The sequence below is a fragment of the Brevundimonas sp. genome (assembly GCF_018608325.1).
Classification (GTDB): Bacteria; Pseudomonadota; Alphaproteobacteria; order Caulobacterales; family Caulobacteraceae; genus Brevundimonas.
In genome coordinates, this window is sequence record NZ_JABAZW010000055.1 from 1 (window position 1) to 18,774 (window position 18,774).

An 18,774-nucleotide genomic window follows, 5' to 3' on the forward strand; every position below is an offset into this window, starting at 1 on the left:
CGCGCCCTGTCCGCCATGGCCGCCAAGAATGCGACCGCCGGAGCCGTGCCCTTCTTCTGCGGCGCAGGGGCCTATAAGCACCATGTCCCGGCGACGGTGGATCACGTGATCCAGCGGTCGGAGTTCCTGACCAGCTACACCCCCTATCAGCCGGAAATCGCGCAGGGCACCCTGCAGTACCTGTACGAGTTCCAGACCCAGGTCGCGAACCTGACCGGAATGCCGGTCGCCAACGCATCCCTGTATGACGGTTCGACCGCCATGGCCGAGGGCGTGCTGATGGCGACGCGCGTGACCCGCCGCAACAAGGCGGTGATCTCGGGCGGCGTCCACCCCCACTATGTCAAGGCGACCGAGACTGTGGTTCACGCTGTCGGCGTAGAGACGCAAGTTCTGGCCCCGGCGTTCGACGCCGAAGCCGCCGTCATCGACCAGATCGGCCCGGACACGGCTTGCGTCGTCGTCCAGACCCCCAACGTCTTCGGCACCGCCACCGACGTGACGAAAATCGCCGAGGCCGCCCATGCTGCGGGCGCCCTGCTGATCGTCGTGGTGACGGAAGCCGTGTCGATGGGCCTGCTGAAATCGCCCGGCGAAATGGGCGCTGACATCGTCGCGGCCGAGGGCCAGTCGATCGGCAACGCCCTGAACTTCGGCGGCCCCTACGTCGGCCTGTTCGCCACGCGCGAGAAGCTGATCCGCCAGATGCCCGGCCGCCTGACCGGCGAGACCGTGGACGCTGACGGCGAGCGCGGCTTCGTCCTGACCCTGTCGACGCGCGAACAGCATATCCGCCGCGACAAGGCCACGTCGAACATCTGCACCAACTCTGGCCTCTGCACCCTGGCCTTCACCATCCACATGAGCCTGCTGGGCGAGACGGGCCTGCGCAAACTGGCCCTGCTGAACCACGAGAAGGCCGTCGCCACGCGCGACGCCCTGGCCGCCATTCCGGGCGTGGAAGTGCTGACGCCGCGCTTCTTCAACGAGTTCGCGATCCGCCTGCCCAAGGGCAAGAGCGCTGCCGAGGTGGTCGACACCCTGGCCGGTCATCACCTGCTGGCGGGCGTGCCCTACAGCCGTCTGGCGCCCGACGCCGGTCTGGACGACGTCCTGCTGGTCGCCGCGACCGAGACCACCCTGGATCACGACATCAAGTTCCTGGCGAGAGTGCTCGCCAAGGTGCTGGAAGCCTGAGCGGAGACAAGACCATGAGCACCATGAACACTGTCGGCCGCCCGACCGCCCCGAACCAGGTCGATTCCAAGCCCGCCACCCTGACGGGCGGACGCGGCCTGTTGCAGAACGAAGCCCTGATCTTCGAGGGCGACGGATGGGGCAAAACCGGCGTCGATCTGCCGGAACCCAAGACCGACGGCTCTGATCTGGGCGATCTGGTCCGCAAGGATCCGATCGGCCTGCCCGGCCTGTCCGAGCCCGAGGCCATGCGCCACTATGTGCGCCTGAGCCAGAAGAACCACGCCATCGACCTGGCCATCTATCCGCTGGGTTCGTGCACGATGAAGCACAACCCGCGCCTGAACGAGAAGATGGCCCGTCTGGCCGGTTTCTCGGACATCCACCCGCTGCAGCCGATCTCGACGGTTCAGGGCGCGCTGGAGCTGATGGATACGCTGGCCCACTGGCTGAAGACCCTGACGGGCATGCCCGCCGTCGCCCTGTCGCCCAAGGCGGGCGCGCACGGCGAACTGTGCGGCCTGATGGCCATCCGCGCCGCCCACGAGGCCAAGGGCGAGCATGAGCAGCGCCGCAAGGTTCTGGTCCCCACATCCGCCCACGGCACCAACCCGGCCACTGCCGCCTTCGTCGGCTATTCCGTCGTCGAGGTCGCCCAGACCGAAGACGGCCGCGTGGACGTCGCTGATCTGGCGTCCAAGCTGGGCCCGGACGTCGCCGCCATCATGGTGACCAACCCCAACACCTGCGGCCTGTTCGAGCGCGACATCATCGAGATCGCGCGCCTGACGCATGAGGCGGGCGCCTACTTCTACTGCGACGGCGCCAACTTCAACGCCATCGTCGGTCGGGTCCGTCCGGGCGATCTGGGCGTCGACGCCATGCACATCAACCTGCACAAGACCTTCTCGACGCCCCATGGCGGCGGCGGTCCGGGTGCGGGTCCGGTGGTGCTGTCCGAGGCTCTGGCCCCCTTCGCCCCCGCCCCGTGGGTCGTCCACGACGACAACGGCTATCGCCTGATCGAGCGTGAGGAAGACGAGGCTGAACAGGCCTTTGGCCGCCTGTGCGCCTTCCAGGGCCAGATGGGCATGTATGTGCGCGCCCTGTCCTACATGATGTCGCACGGCTCTGACGGCCTGCGTCAGGTGGCCGAGGACGCCGTTCTGAACGCCAACTACATCAAGGCCCGCCTGCAGGACCTGATGAGCCCGGCCTTCCCCGAAGGCCCCTGCATGCACGAAGCCCTGTTCGACGACGAATGGCTGAAGGGCACGGACATCACCACGCTCGACTTCGCCAAGGCGATGATCGACGAGGGCTTCCACCCGATGACCATGTATTTCCCGCTGGTCGTCCATGGCGCCATGCTGATCGAGCCGACGGAAACCGAGTCCAAGGCCGAACTGGACCGCTTCATCCACGCCATGCGCCTGCTGGCCGGGGCGGCGAAGGCTGGTGACGTGGATCGCTTCAAGGGCGCGCCCTTCCATGCGCCGCTGAAGCGTCTGGACGAAACCCGCGCCGCCCGCTCGCCGGTGCTGCGCTGGTCTGCCCCGGAAGGCTCCAACCAGGCGGCCTGAACGACCGAAACGGTGTGAACCGCATGAAGCAGCGCTCGTCCTCTCGCCGGGGCGGGCGCTGTTTTCGTTTCTACGTCCCTTTTCATCGTTTCGGGTCTAGGTTGCCCGCATGACCCACTGGACCACGCACGACATCCCCGATCAGACCGGCAAGCTGGCCATCGTCACCGGCGCCACGGGCGGGCTGGGGCTGGAGACGGCGCTGGTGCTGGCGAGCAAGGGCGCAGAGGTGGTTCTGGCCGCCCGCAACCCATCCAAGGGCGCCGAGGCCGTGCGGTTGATCCGTGAACGCCACGCCGGGGCCAATGTCCGGTTCGACCCGCTGGATCTGGGCGATCTGGCCTCGGTCGAGGCCTTTGCCGCGCGTCATCTGTCGGATGGCCGCCCCATAGACATCCTGATCAACAACGCCGGGATCATGGCCCTGCCGACGCGTCAGACCACGGCGGATGGGTTCGAGATGCAGTTCGGGACCAACTACCTGTCACACTTCGCCCTGACGGGTCGTCTGCTGCCGCTTCTGACCGCCGCCAAGGCGCGGGTGGTGCAGTTGTCCAGCATCGCGCACAGGGGCGGGCGTATCCGCCTGGACAACCTGAACTCTCAGAGCGGCTACAGCGCCTGGCCCGTCTATCAGCAGTCGAAACTGGCCATGCTGATGTTTGCGCTGGAACTGCAGCGCCGTAGCGACGCCCAGAACTGGGGTCTGACCAGCCTCGCCGCCCATCCCGGCTTTGCCCGCACCGACCTGATCGCCAATGGCCATGTCGATGGCCGTTCCAGCCTGTTCTCACGCGGGGCGCGGCTGATCGAGGGTTTCATGAGCCATTCCGCCGCTGACGGCGCCCTGCCCATCCTGATGGCCGCGACCCTGCCGGACGCAGCGCCCGGCGCCTATTACGGGCCTGTCGGGTTTCAGGAGATGAAGGGGCGGCCCGGTCCCGCCGTGGTCAAGCCCCAGGCCCGCGACGCCGATGTCGCCCGGCGGCTCTGGATCGAATCCGAGCGGCTGACGGGCGTGCGCTACGGCTGAGGCGTTCCGCCGCGCCTTTCATGACCAAGACTTCATCCTGCCGCCTTGGATCAGCCATTCGCTTGCGTTGTTAAGGACTTGTGGCAACCCCGCCACGGTGCGCCTTTCCTTTCCCGACGAGGGATCGTGCATCCGTGGCGGTCGTTGTCATACGGCCTCATCCTCCCCATCTGGCGCATCCGTGACCTACGCACCCGCTCTCATCCACCCGCAGACCCCACCACGCAGCCGCACGCTGCGTGTGGTGAAGCGCTGGGCGCTGATGATCGGCGGACTGTTCGTGGTGCTGCTGGGCATCCTGATCGCGCCCCTGCCCGGCCCCGGCGGCATTCCCGTCATCGCGGTCGGCCTGATGCTGATCCTGAAGTCCTCCTACTGGGCCAAGCGGCAGTTCATCCGCGCCCAGTACGCCAAGCCGAAATGGGTCTATCCCTTCCGTCGCCTGATGCGGAAGAAACCGGAGATCGCGCCGGTCTTCTGGCAACAGGCCTTGCGGGCCGAAAAAGTCGTGCTGAAACGCCCGCGTCGTCGCCTGATGCGCGCACGCAAAGGCCTGCGCCGCTATTTCCGCAAGCTGTTCCGCTAGTTAGCGCGACATCTCGCGGTTGCGTTGCTGCAACTGCTAACCACAAGAACGTGAACGCCGGGCCTGCCAACCCGGCGTATCCTGTGTGTGCGTTATCAGAGAACCGTAACAAGCGTTGGGAGGCGCCAAGGTCATGATGTCACGCGTAAAAAAGGGCCTGATTGCGGGCGTCGCCGCGACCATCGCCGTATCCTTGCTTGAGATCCCGAACATGTTCCTCAACTGGTTTGATCCCTTCCAGGGGGTCATCGCCAGCATGATTGGCATGCCGGGCAACCTGGCCGTCGGCTGGGCGATCCATGTCTTCAGCGGCGTCTTCATCCTGGGGCCGCTGTTCGGGGTGCTGTGCCCCCGCCTGCCGACAGACACGCCTGAAACCAAGGGCATTGTCTTCGCGGTCGGCGCCTGGGTGCTGATGATGCTGGGCGTGATGATGTTCGGCGACTACCGCACCTTCACCGCAGGATCGGGCTTTGGCACCATCGCCTGGCTGCTGATCACCCATGCAGTGTTCGGCATCGTGCTGGGCAATGTCTATGCCCGGCTCGTCGCGCGTGAAAAGCGCGGCGCGACGGTCATCGGCGGCGCGCACGCCCACTGACCTGATCCGTCAGACATAAGAAAAGGGCCCCGACAGCGACGCCGGGGCCCTTTTTTCGTTCGATGCTTACGCGTCGCGATCAGTTCAGGCGGTCGCCGATCTGAGCGATGGCGGCGTCCAGCAGCGGGTCCTTGGATTGACCCGACAGACGGGCGGCCAGGATCTGTTCCGCAGCCTTGGCCGACAGATCGACAGCAGCCGCCTTCACTTCGGCAGCAGCCTGAGCTTCAGCCTGAGCGATGCGGGTTTCAGCCATCTTCTGGCGACGGGCCAGGGTCTCTTCCAGCTTGGCCTTGGCCTCGACTTCCAGACGGCGGGCGTCGGATTCGGCGGCGGCCATCATGTCGGCGGCCTGAGCTTCAGCCTCGACCTTCTCCTTGCGGATCTGGGCTAGCAGAGCTTCGGCTTCAGCGCGCAGACGGGCGGCTTCGTCCAGGTCGCCCTGGATCTTGGCGGCCTTGGCGTCCAGTTGGCCGTTGACCAGCTTGGGCACGCCAGCGGCGATCAGGATGCCGAAGAAGATCAGCAGGCCGATGCCGACCCAGATCTCCGGGTTGGCGAAGCTCCAGATGCCGGGTTCGAAGATCAGGTTCATCAGGCGGCTCCCTTGGCGGCAGTCAGTTCAGCAGCCGTTGCGGTCTTGCCGGTCAGACGCTCGACGATGGCGGCGGTGGTGTCCGCAGCAATGGTCGAGACATTGGCCATGGCGGCGTCGCGCGTCTTGCCGATGGAGGCTTCCGCCTCGGCGATGCGGGCGTTGACGACGGCTTCTTCCGCTGCCTGACGGGCATTGGCTTCTTCCGTGACGCGCGCCTTGGCGGCGGCGGCGGTGGCGCGGGCGTCGGCGCGGGCCTTGTCGACCTCGGCCTTGGCCGCAGCAGCCTGTTCGGCCGCTTCAGTCTGGACCTGGCGAGCCGTGGCGACGGCGCTGGAAATCGTATCGCGGCGCTCGTCCATCACGCGACGCAGGCGCGGGCCGAAGACCTTGGCGATCAGGATATAGAGGACGAAGAACAGGACCAGCAGATAGCCGATCTGACCGGCCCAGTGCTCAGTCTGGAACTGGGGCAGACCGCCGCTGCCGTGGCCTTCAGCCTCGGTCGTGGCGTGCGTGTCGTGAGGATTGGGAGCGGCCATGGTGTCCGTTCGTTCGTAAAAGCAGAAAGGCGGCGGCGACCTCAGCGAGAGACCGCCGCCGCCCTGAATCCTAAGAGATTAGGAGTTCAGGATCAGGATGCCGAGCACGAAGGCCAGGATGCCCAGAGCTTCGGCCAGAGCCGCGCCCACGAACAGGTTGCCGACTTGCGAGCCAGCGGCCGACGGGTTGCGCAGGGCGCCGTTCAGGAAGTTGGCGAAGATGTTGCCCACGCCGATGGCCGAACCGATCATGCCGAGGGTGGCCAGGCCGGCGCCGATGTACTTGGCGGCTTCAGCTTCCATGGTGAGTATCCTTGTTTAAGTCAGGTTGATTGAAAACGGAGAGTTCGGACTGAGGTCCGGCCTTAGTGGCCTTCACCCAGGTTGACCACATCATTGAGATAGATGCTGGCCAGAACGGCGAACACGAACGCCTGCAGGAAGGCGACGAGGAATTCGAGGGCGGTGATGGCCACGACGCCGACCATCGACAGGGCGGCGACCGGCAGACCCCAGATGCCCAGGCCCTCGCCGACGAAGGCGCCAGCGCCCAGGGCGACGACGAAGCCGGCGAAGATCTTCAGCGCCACGTGGCCGCCCAGCATGTTGCCGAACAGACGAAGAGCCAGGGTGACCGGGCGCAGCAGGAAGGACAAGAACTCGATCGCGCCGACGACGGGGCGCAGGATCAGAGGCGCGCTCATCGGCCAGAACAGCTTGAAGAAGCCCAGGCCGTTCTTGATGAAGCCCACGCCGATGACCAGCAGGATGGTCAGGGCCGCGAAGGTGACCGTGACGGCCAGTTGCGACGTCGGGGTGAAGCTGAGGAACATGCCCAGCAGGTTCATCGCCAGCACCAGCAGGAACAGGGTGAAGACGAACGGGAAATATTTGCGGCCGTCATGGCCGATGATCGAATCGGTCACGCCGTCGATCATGTCGAACAGGCTTTCGCCCGCCGCCTGCAGACGCCCCGGCACCACCTTGGCGCCCGAGGTCACGAACTGCATGAACAGGACAATGGCCACAAAGGCAGCCGTCATCGCGATGTGCGAGTTCGTGATCGCCAGTTCGGTATGACCGAACACGGGCAGATTCACTGCGCCGAGGTCGACGACCTTCTGAATCTGAAACTGATGAATCGGATCGGCCATAAGCCTATCGGTCCTCGTCTTCCTCGTCGTCGAACGGGATCGAATTTGCTTCGAGACCGCTCGCCTTCGCTTGCGCCATCAACCGGTTGGCTGTGCGGCGCGCCATGTAAATCGACAATGCGAAGCCCAGAAGGACACCGCTTATCAGCCCCCACGGATTGGTCCCGAACAGTCGGTCCGCTCCGAAACCCAGCCCCAATCCCAAAAAGACGCCGCCGAGCAATTCGGCGATGATCTTGTAGGCCTGGCTCGAAACCGCCTGGGCCGAGAGGGCTTCAGACGTCTTCGGAGCCGTGGCCTCCGCCAAGTCGGATGCACGTTTGTTGAGGCGCTTGATCGCCTCTTCACGCGATTCCGTCGGGGTGGTCATGGGTTTGTTGCTCAGCGTCCCGGCTGAGCCGCGACGGGGTCTGAATTCGGCGCGGAAACTAATCGTGAGCGGCTGCTAGGTCAAGGCGTCGTGATCACTCTCTAAACCTTTGTAGAAGTTCGACTTTCGTCGATTGCGGACTTGCCGTGACGATGCGCCGCTCTTTCCGGTGAGAGAATCTGTTGTGCGCAACCCCTTGTCCAGATGGCGATATCGACCACGAAAGACTAGGTTCCGGGCATGAACGCCCACGTCCCTCCGCCCGCTTCGCCATTGCGCCCCATTTCCGTCCGTCTGGCGACGCCGCGCGGCTTCTGCGCCGGGGTGGATCGCGCGATCCAGATCGTCGAGCGGGCGATCGAGAGATTCGGCGCCCCCGTCTATGTGCGCCACGAGATCGTCCATAACCGCCATGTCGTTGAACGGCTGAAGGCGATGGGCGCCGTCTTCGTCAAGGAACTGGACGAATGCCCCGACGACCGTCCGGTCGTCTTCTCGGCCCACGGGGTGCCCAAGTCCGTGCCCGCCAACGCCAAGGCGCGCGAACTGCTGTTTCTGGACGCCACCTGCCCGCTGGTGTCCAAGGTCCACGTCGAGGCCGAACGCCATCATGATGCAGGTCGTCACATCATCCTGATCGGCCATGCAGGCCACCCCGAGGTGATCGGCACCATGGGGCAGTTGCCTGAGGGCGCCATCAGCCTGGTCGAGACCGAGGCCGACGCCGAGGTCTTTGAGCGCCCCGGCGACGCGCCCCTGGCCTATGCGACCCAGACCACCCTGTCGGTGGACGACACGGCGGGCATTCTGAAGGTTCTGAAGCGTCGCTTCCCAGAACTGCCCGACCCGCACAAGGAAGACATCTGCTACGCCACCACCAACCGTCAGGAGGCGGTGAAGACCCTGGGCGAAGGGTGCCAGCTGGTGCTGGTGGTCGGGTCCAAGAACTCGTCCAACTCGGCCCGTCTGGTCGAGGTGGCGGTGCGCGCGGGCGCTCATGCCGCCTATCTGGTCGATGACGCGTCCCAAGTGGACTGGAGCTGGTTCGACGGAGTTCAGACCGTCGGCGTCACCGCCGGAGCCTCCGCCCCCGAGCCGTTGATCGAGGCCCTGGTCGACGCCATCCGCGCCCGTTTCGACGCCACGGTCACCGAGGACGGCGGCGCGCGCGAGACGGTGACCTTCAAACTGCCGCGTCTGCTGACGGCTTGACGGCGGGTTGAAGCGGCAGGGTTACGCGAAACAGGCTGCCCTGCCCCGGCGTGCTGGTGACCTCGATCCGTCCTCCCATCAGGGCCGCCAGACCATGAGCGGCGGTCAGGCCCAGACCCAGTCCCTCGGCGCTGCGGGTATTGCTGTCGTCGCCCTGGGTGAAGGCCTCGAACAGGCGTTCAAGCTCGGTGGCGGGCATTCCAGGCCCCGTGTCCTCGACCTCCAGCACCAGACCGTCGTCGGCGATGGCGCGCAGGGTCACACCGCCCTTGCGCGTGAAACGGATGGCGTTGTCCGTCAGGGCCGCCAGCAATTTCTCGACATGGATGGCGTCGCCCAGCCACTCGCCCTTGGCCGCCTCGATCTTGAGTTTGAGCCCCTTGGCGCCCGCCGCGCCGCGATAGTCCGAAGCTAACCGCCGCAGCAGGTTTTCAGGACGGAAGGGCCGCGTCTCCAGCGTCACCGCCCCGTCGCGCAGGCGCACCACGTCCAGCAGTTCCTCGATCAGACGCAACTGCTGCTGGCCCGACGCCTTGAGGATATCCAGCCGGTCGCGCTGTTGCGGGGTGACCAAGTCGGCGCCGATCACCTCGGCCATGCCGAGCACTCCGTTCAGGGGCGTGCGCAGTTCGTGACTGATGTTGGACAGGAAACGCGTCTTGGCCGCATTGGCCGCCTCGGCCCGCTCCAGCGCCGCCGACAGGGCGGATTCCGAGGCCCGCAGACGGCGCACGTCACTGACCATCCGCCCCAACAGCACTGCGCCGCCGATGATCATGACCGCCAGCAGCAGCAACATCAGCGACCCGGCCTGAGTCAGGATCTGATAGCCGGGACGCTCGGGCTTCCAGACCACCTTGCCCAGCAACTGGCCCTGCCCGTCCCGCACCTCGACCCCGGCCATGCCGTCCGGCGTCGGCGCGTCGCCCGGCTGGAACTGCACATCCTCCAGCGAGAAGCGCGTCTTCAGCGGGGTGATTTCGGCAGGAAAGGATTTGAACGACGCCACCACCGGATCAGCGGCGGGGACCGGGCCATCGGCCGTGTGACGCACGACGGTCGAGACGCCCAGCAGATAGACCGTCCCGTCGATCCGCACGAAGGCCGACTTCAGCCGGACGGCGCCCATGGCCACCGTCGAGGCGTCACGACCGGCCGCATCGGCGCGAACCTGATCCACCAGCGGTCGCGCCGCACGGGCGAACGGGTCATCGGCGCTGGCCCCCGCAGGCGTCCCATCCTTGCTGATGCGGAACAGGCGGCCCGCGCTGTCATAGCCCAGGGTCGCCAGATGGCTGTGCTGCGCCTCATAGAAGCCGCCGAGAAAGCGATCGAACCAGACGTCGTCGCCCACAGACATATGGTCGACGGCCTCATTCCACGTCGACGCGGTCGTCAGGTCTTCGCCGACGATCTCCAGCGCGCGACCGAGGCGCAGTTGGACCAGCTTTTCTTCTTTGACACGCTGGTGGGCGTCGATGCCCTGACTGACCACGCCCAGAATGGCGACCATGCCGATCGCCGTCGATACAATCAGGATCACCGCGATCCTGAAAGCGCCCCACGCGCGCGCGCTCGACTTTACTGAAACTCTGCCCATTGTCGGACGCCCCTAGCCGATGTCCGATAAGACAAGATGAATGGTCGCGAGATTCAGCGGTCCTCGGCGACAAAATCCTGGGCGAACTCGGGCGCGTCGTCTTCCAGAGGCAGGCTGCCGTCCTCGTCGTCGGCCTCGGACGCCTTGGTGGGATCGGGAACTTCGAACCCGACCGGCAGGGACAGGTCCAGCAGACCCGCCGCCTTCATCTCCTGCACGCCGGGCAGGTCGTACAGGGTCGCCAGCCCGAAATGCTCAAGGAACCGGTCCGTCGTAGCATAGGTGACGGGGCGGCCCGGCGTGCGCCTGCGCCCCCGCAGCCGCACGAAGCCCATCTCCAGCAACAGGTCCAGCGTGCCCTTGGAGATGGTGACGCCGCGGACGCTCTCGATCTCGGCGCGGGTCACGGGCTGGTGGTAGGCGATGATGGCCAGGGTCTCCAGCGCGGCCTTGGACAGACGGCGCGGCTCCTCGCGCTCCTGCGTCATCATGAAGGCCAGGTCCGGCGCCGTGCGGAACCGCCAGCGGTCGGCCACGCACTCCAGTTCCACCCCCCGCCCCTCATACCGGGCGCGCAGGCCAGCGATGGCGCGGGCGACATTGCAGTTGTGGGGCAGACGGGCGGCGATTTCGGCGGCGGTCAGGGGGCCGGCAGCGGCGAACAGCAGGGCCTCGACCCGGCGCTCGATCTCGGCCTCGTCGGGCTGGAAGGACAGGTCGCTCACGGCGTCAGCTCCAGCGGCTGGCCGTTTCCACGCCGCTTCAGGAACAGTTCGGCGAACGCCTCTGCCTGCCGGATGTCCATCGCCCCCTCCTTCACCAGCTCAAGACTGGCTGACAGCGTAGAGGCGGTATAGCTGGCCTGACTGGGGCCGTCCTCATCTTCGCGGACGGGGGCGACACGGTCCAGCGGCGTCCAGTCGGCCAGTTTGGGCATGATTTCCCGCAGCCAGTCGCGGGCGGCTTCAAGCTGGAAGGCCTCGACCCGCTGGCCGGGGGCGTAGCGACGGGCCTCCTCGCGGCGGCGTTGAACCACATAGGCGCTCATCAACTCATACAGGCTGGCGTCGATGCGGTCGGACGGCACGATCACCGTGGCCTCCGGGTCGCCGCGCGTGAAGACGTCGCGTTTCAGCTGAGGCCGCGCCATCAGCTGCTCGACCGAACGCCGCATGGCCTCCAGCTTCTGCAGACGGAAGGCCAGTGCGGCCGCCATCTCCTCGGCAGGCGGCTCCTCGCCCTTGGTCTTTTCAGTGCGCGGCAGCAGCAGGCGCGACTTCAGATAGGCCAGCCACGAGGCCATCACCAGATAGTCCGCCGCCAGCGCGAAATTGCGTCGCCGCGCCTCATGCACGAAGGCCAGATACTGTTCCGCCAACCGGGTGATCGACAGCTTCAGCAGGTCGACCTTCTGGGTCCGCGCCAGAGCCAGCAGGACGTGCAGAGGCCCTTCGTAGCCATCCAGATCGACGACGAAGGCCTCGCGCTCCTCGACCTCCTCGGCGTTGAAATCCAGATTGGGCTGGAACGACTCGGTCATGCGGGACTAGGCCTGCGCCTCCCCCACGTCCGGCCCCTTCTTCACCTCCAGCCTGCCGCCCAGCGACTGGAAGAACCGCGCCTGCGCCGCCGCGGCATCCAGCGGTTCGGGCGTGCGCACGATGCGGGCCAGCGCCGCCTCGGCGCGGGTGCGGGTCTTGCCTTTCAGCCTGCCCGTCGCGTCTGCGACTTCCTGCATTTCCGACAGGACACCATTGCAGTGCAGAACGACGTCGCAGCCAGCAATCAATGATTGATTTGCGCGCTCACCGAGTGATCCCTTGAGCGCCTGCATCGACAGATCATCGGTCAGGATCAGGCCGCTGAAGCCCAGATGCTCGCGCATCAGACGCACCGCCTTCTTGGACTGGGTGGCGGGGCGTTTGCGGTCGATGGCGGTGAAGACGATGTGCGCCGTCATGGCCAGCGGCATGTCGGACAGGGCCTTGAACGGTGCGAAATCCCAACCGTCCAGTGTCTCGAAATCGGCATCGACTGTCGGCAGGTCTTTATGGCTGTCAGCCAGCGCGCGGCCATGTCCCGGCATGTGTTTGATGCAGGGCAGAACCCCGCCCGCCAGCAGCCCCTCCGCCGCCGCCCGTCCCAGCAGGGCCACGGTCTGCGGATCACGGCCATAGGCGCGGTCGCCGATGATGTCGTGGGCGTCGGGCGCAGGCACGTCCAGCACCGGCAGCAGGTCGACGTTTATACCGACCTCGCGCAGATCATGCGCCATCAGCCGTGCGCCCAGACGCACCAGATCGCGTGCGTCCTGCGGGTCATTGGACGCCTTCAGATAGGCGTCGCCCGGCGGATATTTGGGCCAGTGCGGCGGCCCCATCCGCTGGACCCGCCCGCCCTCCTGATCGATCAGGATCGGCGCATCGGGGTCGCTGATGGCGGCGCGCAGTTCATCCGTCAGCGCCCGCACCTGATCCGGCGTGTCGATATTGCGCCGGAACAGGATGAAGCCCCACGGCCGCGCCTTGGCGAAGAAGGCCCGTTCGTCCTCCGTCAGCCGGTGACCGGCGCAGCCGTAGATGGCGGCGGACGTCACCGAACGATGCAGTCCCGGCCCGCGGCCTTCAGCGCATTGCAGAAGGCGACCGCGCGATCACGCGACAGGCCCGAGAAGGTGGTGCGGTACAGGGTCGAACCGTTGGACGAGGTCACCTCTGTCACGCGCTTCTGGGCGCCCGAGGCGTACTGACCGAAACGACCTGCGACGGCGGCGTATTCGCGGTCCGCGATCTCGGTCGAGGAGAAGGCGCCGATCTGGACGCCAGACGAGCCGGTCGCGGCGACGGGCGCAGCAGGCGTCGGAGCGGGCGCCGGACGCGGCGCCGGGGCCGCCTTGGGCGCAGGGGCGGCGACGGGCGCGGGCGCAGGACGCGGCGCCGGTGCGGTGGGCGCAGGGGCGGCAGGCGTCAGGCCCTGGCCGGTCGGGGCGACAGGCGGCGGGGCGACAGGACGCGGCGCGGGCGCCTCTGGCGGCGGGGTGAAGGTCACCGGCGCATCGGTCGATTCCGTCTCGTCGCGATAGACGCGGATGCCGGCGGCGGGATCGATCGGCTGGGCGTCGATGGGCGCAGGCGACTTCAGTTCGCCGACGGGCTGGCCGACAGCAGGCGGCGCGTCGTTGGAGGCGCGCATGCCCGAACGATAGAAGAAGATCACAGCGACGATCAGCAGCAGCAGCACAGCCGCGCTGACGATCAGGGTCACCGGCGGCGCCTTGCCCCCGCCCGAGCCGACATTGCGGCCGCTGCGCGGATCATAGGAGTTGCGGCGGAACGGCAGGTCGTCGTCGGTCGGCGGCGTATAGGCGCCACGTCCGGGCTTGTTGTCGTCATCAAAAGACATGGTCGCGCTCCGCCGTATGTCCGACGCCGCGAATCAGACGCGCCGGACGTTAATCCTAATACGCCCCACGGGACTTTCGAATCACAGATCGAGCGCGAGGTCGAGGCTGAACAATTTCTGGTGGACTTCTATCGCATAGCGGTCGGTCATTCCGGCGATATAATCGCACACGGCCCGCGCCCGCAGCGTGCGGTCGTCGGTCAGGGCGGGCACGCCCCACTCGGGCGGCATGACCTCAGGCTCGGCCATGAACAGCTCGAACAGTTGCGACAGGACGCGGCGCGCCTGACTGCGGGTGCGGTTGACGCGGTAATGGCGATACATCCGCTCGAACAGGAACTTGCGCAGCACCGCCAGATCGCCGTGCATGGAGCGCGAGAAGTCGACCATGGTCCGGTTGGCCGTGCGCACATCCTCGGTCGAGGTGATGCGGTCCTCTTCCAGACGGCGCGCGGTTTCGGCCAGCACGTCCTCGACCATGACGCCGATCATGCGCCGCACGGCCTCGATCCGCAGCATCCGCTCGTCGATTCCGGGCCAGTCGCGCCGCACCGAGGCCAGCATCGGGCCGATGATCGGGATCTGGTCCAGATCGGCCAGGGTGATCAGGCCCGCCTGCACCCCGTCGTCCACGTCGTGATTATTATAGGCGATGTCGTCGGCGATGGCCGCGCACTGGGCCTCCAGCGAGGCGAAGGTGCCCAGACGCAGGTCCCAGTTCGCCTCTCCGCCCGCGCGATAGGGCCGCACCACCGACCAGGCCGGTTCGTCCAGCCGGTGCGACACCGGGCCATTGTGCTTGATGACGCCCTCGACCGTCTCCCAGCTCAGATTCAGGCCGTCGAACTGGGGATAGCGGTTCTCCAGTTCGGTGATGACGCGGAAGCTCTGGACGTTGTGATCGAAGCCGCCGTGGTCGGCCATCTGCACCACCAGTTCGTCCTCGCCCGCGTGGGCGAAGGGCGGGTGGCCCAGGTCGTGGGCCAAAGCGATGGTCTCGGCCAGATCGTCGTCCAGCCGCAAGGCATGGGCCAGCGACCGCGCGATCTGGGCCACCTCCAGCGAATGGGTCAGGCGGGTGCGGTAATGGTCGCCCTCATGCGCGACGAAGACCTGGGTCTTCTCCTTCAGGCGCCGGAAGGCCGTTGCATGGATGATGCGGTCGCGGTCGCGGGCGAAGGGCGTCCGGGTGCGGCTGGGCGGCTCGAAGAAGCGGCGGCCCAGGGTCAGTTCGGGGCGTTCGGAGAAGGTCGCGCGGTCTGAATGGCTCAACGGATCAACTTTGCAGCGGGCGACCCTTTGCGATTGGCCGCACGCGCCTCATATAGACACCTGTGAGCACCGTCCAATCCACAGAACCATCCACACCCGCCTTCTCCGTCGCCACGCGCGCACCGGAGGGCATCACCCTGGCCGCCAGCGCCGCCAAGCGCCTGGCCAGACTGGGCGCCGCCGAGGGCAAGACCCTGCTGCTGCGCGTGGCGGTCGATGGCGGCGGCTGTTCCGGCTTCCAGTACCGGTTCGAACTGATCGAGACGGCGGAGGACGACGACCTGCGGATCGAGGCTGAGGGTCAGGCGGCGGTGATCGACCCTGTGTCCGTGCCTTTCCTGAAGAACTCCCAGATCGCTTATGTCGACGAACTGGCGGGCGCACAGTTCGTGGTCAACAACCCCAACGCCTCGTCCAGTTGCGGCTGCGGCGTCAGCTTCGCGATCTGAGCATCCGCCATTCGGACCGGTCCGAATTAGGACTGGACTCTAACTGCAATCTCGCCGTTACATGAGTTCGCCCTGGGAGGGGCAGACACATGGACAGATTGCTCGTGCCGTCACCGCGGCCTTTTTCTGTTTCGCAAGCGTTATGGACCGGGCTGCGCATTCTGTACGGCGGCTATTTCATCTTTGCCGTCATCCTGATCGCCGTGAAGTTCGGCGGACAGCAGCCGCCCGTCGATCAACCCAAGGCCCAGGCCTTTTTTGACGGCCTGAACGCCAGCGGCTTCGTCAATCCGCTATTGTCGACCTTTCATGTGCTGGGTGGGCTCAGCCTGTTTCTGAATCGTACGGCGCCGCTGGGCGTGGTGTTGTTGGCGCCCGCCGTGGCAGGCATCTTCTTCACCCATCTTCTGCTGACCGGGGACTGGCCGGTGGGCGTGGTCTGCGCCGCGATCTGGCTTCTGCTAGCCTTGCGCTATCGCGACGCGTTCACGCCCCTCTGGTCCTACCGCGACTGACACGCCTTCGCCGTCGTGGCGGCGAGACTTGCATTTAGGACAATTCCTAATTAGGAACACTCCTATGAACACCCTGTTCAAGGCCCTGTCCCATCCCGTCCGCCGCCGCATCATCGCCATGCTGCGCAGCGGCCCTCTGGCGTCCGGCGACATCGCCGCCGCCTTCGACATGAGCTGGCCCACCATTACCGGCCATCTCAACGCCCTGAAGGAAGCCGGTCTGGTCAGTCCCGAACGCGAGGGCCAGACCATCCGTTACCGGCTGGAGATTTCGGCGGTCGAAGAGGCCATGGCCTTCCTGATGGACATCGCCGGAACGGGAAAGCCCGCCCCCATCCCCATGACCAAGACTGAAGGGAACCGCGGATGAAGGACCGCCTGTCGCTGCTGGATTATCTGACCGTCGCCGTCTTCACGCTGCAAGGCGCCTTCGCCCTGCATATCGGGTTGAACGGCCCGACAACGCCGATCCCGGTGCATTTCGGCCCGGATCTTCGGCCGGATCGCTGGTCAGACCGCACCGAACTGGCCCTGACGCTGGGCGGCATAGCCATGCTGGGACTGATCCTGTGCGTCGGACTGGGTCTTGGCGCCATGCGGGCCGAGGCGGCAGGCGATCAGTCGCAAAAGCGGTCGTTGAGGATCGGACAAGGCATCGGCCTGTTCACCCTGACCATAGTCGGCGTTCTCATCGCCTGGGCCAGTCTGGGGCATACAAGTTTGGGGCAGACAGATCTGGAGGCGCGCGGCGGGGTCTTTATGGGCGGCCTGTCGCTGGTCTTCGTGGGCGTCGGCGCCTTTATCGGGCGGGTGTCGCCCAATCCCTTCGTCGGGGTTCGCACACCCTGGGCGTTCAAGAGCCGTCTGGCGTGGGATCGCTCCAATCGTCTGGCCGGAAGACTGTTCTTCCTGATCGGCCTGTGCGGCCTGATCGCCGCCCCTGTCGCGCCCCAGCCGTTTGGCGTCACCGCCCTGACCGTCAGCATCATTGCTGTCGGCATCATTGCCGTCTTCGAAAGCTGGCGCGTCTGGCGCAACGATCCCGACCGCCAGCCCTTCTGACACCCTTCGCGAACGGAGACTGACCATGTTGAGCCTGATCCTCGCCGCCACCCTGACCAGTGCGCCTGTCGCCACAGAGGTCACCCTGCCCGCCCAGCCTGCGCCGCTGCACGGCACGCTGCTGACGCCCGAGAACGCCAGTGCGGTGGCGGTGATCCTGCCCGGATCAGGCCCCACAGACCGGGACGGAAACAGCCCGATGGGCGTCCGGGCCGGAACCTATCGTCTGCTGGCCGAGGGGCTGGCGGGGCAAGGCATCGCCACCGTCCGCATCGACAAGCGTGGCATCGCCCAGAGCGCAGCGGCAGGCGCCGATGAGGCCGCCCTTCGCTTCACCGACTATTCCACCGACGCCCGCGCCTGGGCCGCCGAGGCCGCATCGCGCGCGGGCAAGTCCTGTGCCTGGCTGATCGGCCACAGCGAAGGGGCGCTGGTCGCCCTGAAGGCCGTCGAAGGCGGCGACGACAAGATCTGCGGCCTGATCCTGCTGTCGGGCGCCGGGCGTCCAGCGGGCGTGGTGCTGCGCGAGCAGTTGGAGAACGGCCTGCCGGAGCCGCTGAAGACCCAGGCCTTCGCCGCCCTGACCGAACTGGAAGCCGGGCGCACCGTCACCGACACCCCGCCTGCCCTGGCCGCGCTGTTCCGCCCGTCGGTCCAGCCCTATCTGATCTCGTGGCTGCCGCTGGACCCCGCCGCCCTGATGGCCGCCTATGATGGACCGGTCTTCATCGGTCAGGGGACCACCGACATTCAGGTCACCACCACCGACGCCAACGCCCTGTCCGCCGCCGATCCAAAGGCGACGCTGAAACTGTGGGACGGGGTCAACCACCTGCTGAAGATCGCCCCCGCCGACCGCGCCACGAACATGGCCACCTACGCCAACCCCGACCTGCCGCTGGCGCCCGGCGTGGTCGAGGACGTGGCAGGGTTCATCAAGGCGCATCCAAGCCGCTAGATCATGCTTTAGACATGGCGCGCCCGCCCCGCGCCCAGCCCCAGCAGCATGATCGCCACGCACAGGACGCTACAGGCGATGAAGGACGCCAGCCAGCTGTGCGTCACATCATGCAGGGCGCCGACCGCCACCGGCCCGGTCGCCGACATCAGATAGCCGACGGCCTGAACCATGCCGGACAGGCGAGCCGTCTGGTGAGCGTTGCGCGCCCGGAGCGCGATAAAGGTCAGGGCCAGGATGAAGGCGCCGCCGATGCCTGCACCGAACAGGGCGATCCACAGCACCGCCAGCGTTGGCGCCAGATACAGGCCCAGTATGGCGACCAGCCCCATCACGCCCAGACCGGCGGCGATGACACGCTGATCCTTCATCCGCCCGATCAGCGGCGGCAGCAGCAGCCCCGGCAGGGCGGTGGCCAATTGCAGCACGCCGTGCAGGGAGCCTGCGGCGATGGGCGAATAGCCCTGACTGACCAGAATCGACGGCAGCCACGCGGCGACGGCGTAATAGGTGAAGGAGGTGCAGCCGAAGAACAGGGTGATCTGCCACGCCAGACCCGAGCGCCAGATGCTGCCGGAATGCAGCGGCTCGGCCGTACCGGCGGCAGGGGCGGAGTGGCGGCGCAGTTGCGGCAGCCAGGCGA

23 protein-coding genes are annotated in these 18,774 nt (G+C 66.5%); 11 read left to right on the forward strand and 12 right to left on the reverse strand.

Annotated features, from left to right (window positions below; genetic code table 11):
* The 5 genes from gcvPA to QZ281_RS05860 all read left to right on the forward strand — a co-directional run.
* On the forward strand, positions 1 to 1,197 hold a 1,197-nt coding region (gcvPA, locus tag QZ281_RS05840; RefSeq protein WP_292225820.1), incomplete at its 5' end, for an aminomethyl-transferring glycine dehydrogenase subunit GcvPA.
* 14 nt (positions 1,198 to 1,211) lie between these two features.
* A complete protein-coding gene (gene gcvPB / locus QZ281_RS05845; protein WP_292225822.1) occupies positions 1,212 to 2,780 on the forward strand; it encodes an aminomethyl-transferring glycine dehydrogenase subunit GcvPB in 1,569 nt (522 codons plus the stop codon).
* Positions 2,781 to 2,889: 109 nt separating this feature from the next.
* Positions 2,890 to 3,813, forward strand: a complete 924-nt coding sequence (locus tag QZ281_RS05850) for an SDR family oxidoreductase (protein WP_292225824.1) — start codon at positions 2,890 to 2,892, stop codon at positions 3,811 to 3,813.
* 181 nt (positions 3,814 to 3,994) lie between these two features.
* Positions 3,995 to 4,399 (forward strand): PGPGW domain-containing protein, encoded by a 405-nt coding sequence (locus tag QZ281_RS05855; RefSeq protein ID WP_292225827.1) that lies wholly within the window; start codon positions 3,995 to 3,997, stop codon positions 4,397 to 4,399.
* 133 nt (positions 4,400 to 4,532) lie between these two features.
* The gene (locus QZ281_RS05860) at positions 4,533 to 5,000 is read left to right on the forward strand and encodes a DUF6789 family protein (protein ID WP_292225830.1); all 468 of its coding nucleotides are present in this window, start codon (positions 4,533 to 4,535) and stop codon (positions 4,998 to 5,000) included.
* A gap of 79 nt (positions 5,001 to 5,079) precedes the next feature.
* Here QZ281_RS05860 and QZ281_RS05865 read toward each other — a convergent pair whose 3' ends face one another.
* From QZ281_RS05865 to QZ281_RS05885, 5 genes are all read right to left on the reverse strand, one after another.
* Positions 5,080 to 5,595 carry a F0F1 ATP synthase subunit B gene (locus tag QZ281_RS05865; protein ID WP_292225833.1) on the reverse strand — a complete coding sequence of 172 codons (516 nt, stop codon included), beginning with the start codon at positions 5,593 to 5,595 and terminating at the stop codon, positions 5,080 to 5,082.
* Positions 5,595 to 6,137 carry a hypothetical protein gene (locus tag QZ281_RS05870; protein ID WP_201099134.1) on the reverse strand — a complete coding sequence of 181 codons (543 nt, stop codon included), beginning with the start codon at positions 6,135 to 6,137 and terminating at the stop codon, positions 5,595 to 5,597. The genes QZ281_RS05865 and QZ281_RS05870 overlap by 1 nt, the downstream gene beginning before the upstream one ends.
* 78 nt (positions 6,138 to 6,215) lie before the next feature.
* A complete protein-coding gene (locus QZ281_RS05875; protein ID WP_201099132.1) occupies positions 6,216 to 6,440 on the reverse strand; it encodes a F0F1 ATP synthase subunit C in 225 nt (74 codons plus the stop codon).
* Between the two features lie 62 nt (positions 6,441 to 6,502).
* Positions 6,503 to 7,291: a F0F1 ATP synthase subunit A gene (locus QZ281_RS05880; RefSeq protein WP_292225841.1), complete on the reverse strand. Its 789-nt coding sequence runs from the start codon at positions 7,289 to 7,291 to the stop codon at positions 6,503 to 6,505.
* Between the two features lie 4 nt (positions 7,292 to 7,295).
* Positions 7,296 to 7,661 carry an AtpZ/AtpI family protein gene (locus QZ281_RS05885; RefSeq protein ID WP_292225842.1) on the reverse strand — a complete coding sequence of 122 codons (366 nt, stop codon included), beginning with the start codon at positions 7,659 to 7,661 and terminating at the stop codon, positions 7,296 to 7,298.
* A 240-nt stretch (positions 7,662 to 7,901) separates the two neighbouring features.
* Between QZ281_RS05885 and ispH the strand changes: the two genes are divergently transcribed.
* Positions 7,902 to 8,873, forward strand: coding sequence for a 4-hydroxy-3-methylbut-2-enyl diphosphate reductase (gene ispH, locus QZ281_RS05890; protein ID WP_292225844.1), 972 nt, complete (start codon positions 7,902 to 7,904; stop codon positions 8,871 to 8,873).
* On the opposite strand, the gene QZ281_RS05895 is transcribed toward ispH, so the two are convergent.
* From QZ281_RS05895 to QZ281_RS05920, 6 genes are all read right to left on the reverse strand, one after another.
* Entirely contained in the window at positions 8,845 to 10,416 is a 1,572-nt protein-coding gene (locus QZ281_RS05895) for an ATP-binding protein (protein ID WP_292225847.1), read from the reverse strand. The genes ispH and QZ281_RS05895 overlap by 29 nt on opposite strands.
* 110 nt (positions 10,417 to 10,526) lie before the next feature.
* Complete coding sequence (scpB, locus tag QZ281_RS05900) at positions 10,527 to 11,198, reverse strand: SMC-Scp complex subunit ScpB (protein ID WP_292225848.1); 672 nt, start codon at positions 11,196 to 11,198, stop codon at positions 10,527 to 10,529.
* Complete coding sequence (locus QZ281_RS05905; RefSeq protein WP_292225851.1) at positions 11,195 to 12,013, reverse strand: ScpA family protein; 819 nt, start codon at positions 12,011 to 12,013, stop codon at positions 11,195 to 11,197. Before QZ281_RS05905 ends, scpB begins: the two co-directional genes overlap by 4 nt.
* A 6-nt stretch (positions 12,014 to 12,019) precedes the next feature.
* Positions 12,020 to 13,069: a beta-N-acetylhexosaminidase gene (gene nagZ / locus QZ281_RS05910; RefSeq protein ID WP_292225854.1), complete on the reverse strand. Its 1,050-nt coding sequence runs from the start codon at positions 13,067 to 13,069 to the stop codon at positions 12,020 to 12,022.
* On the reverse strand, positions 13,066 to 13,875 hold the full coding sequence (locus tag QZ281_RS05915) for an SPOR domain-containing protein (protein WP_292225855.1): 810 nt from the start codon (positions 13,873 to 13,875) through the stop codon (positions 13,066 to 13,068). The genes nagZ and QZ281_RS05915 overlap by 4 nt, the downstream gene beginning before the upstream one ends.
* Positions 13,876 to 13,956: 81 nt before the next feature.
* A complete protein-coding gene (locus tag QZ281_RS05920) occupies positions 13,957 to 15,147 on the reverse strand; it encodes a deoxyguanosinetriphosphate triphosphohydrolase (protein WP_292225857.1) in 1,191 nt (396 codons plus the stop codon).
* Between the two features lie 62 nt (positions 15,148 to 15,209).
* Between QZ281_RS05920 and erpA the strand changes: the two genes are divergently transcribed.
* The 5 genes from erpA to QZ281_RS05945 all read left to right on the forward strand — a co-directional run bounded on the left by erpA (position 15,210) and on the right by QZ281_RS05945 (position 18,131).
* Positions 15,210 to 15,596, forward strand: a complete 387-nt coding sequence (gene erpA, locus QZ281_RS05925; protein ID WP_292225859.1) for an iron-sulfur cluster insertion protein ErpA — start codon at positions 15,210 to 15,212, stop codon at positions 15,594 to 15,596.
* 89 nt (positions 15,597 to 15,685) lie between these two features.
* Entirely contained in the window at positions 15,686 to 16,111 is a 426-nt protein-coding gene (locus QZ281_RS05930) for a hypothetical protein (RefSeq protein ID WP_292225861.1), read from the forward strand.
* Between the two features lie 64 nt (positions 16,112 to 16,175).
* Positions 16,176 to 16,481 (forward strand): metalloregulator ArsR/SmtB family transcription factor, encoded by a 306-nt coding sequence (locus QZ281_RS05935; protein ID WP_292225863.1) that lies wholly within the window; start codon positions 16,176 to 16,178, stop codon positions 16,479 to 16,481.
* Complete coding sequence (locus QZ281_RS05940; protein WP_292225865.1) at positions 16,478 to 17,173, forward strand: SdpI family protein; 696 nt, start codon at positions 16,478 to 16,480, stop codon at positions 17,171 to 17,173. The genes QZ281_RS05935 and QZ281_RS05940 overlap by 4 nt, the downstream gene beginning before the upstream one ends.
* A gap of 25 nt (positions 17,174 to 17,198) precedes the next feature.
* A complete protein-coding gene (locus QZ281_RS05945; RefSeq protein ID WP_292225868.1) occupies positions 17,199 to 18,131 on the forward strand; it encodes an alpha/beta fold hydrolase in 933 nt (310 codons plus the stop codon).
* A gap of 8 nt (positions 18,132 to 18,139) precedes the next feature.
* Here the strand turns inward: QZ281_RS05945 and QZ281_RS05950 are convergent.
* A partial coding sequence (locus QZ281_RS05950; protein WP_292225871.1) for an MFS transporter occupies positions 18,140 to 18,774 on the reverse strand: 635 nt, incomplete at its 5' end.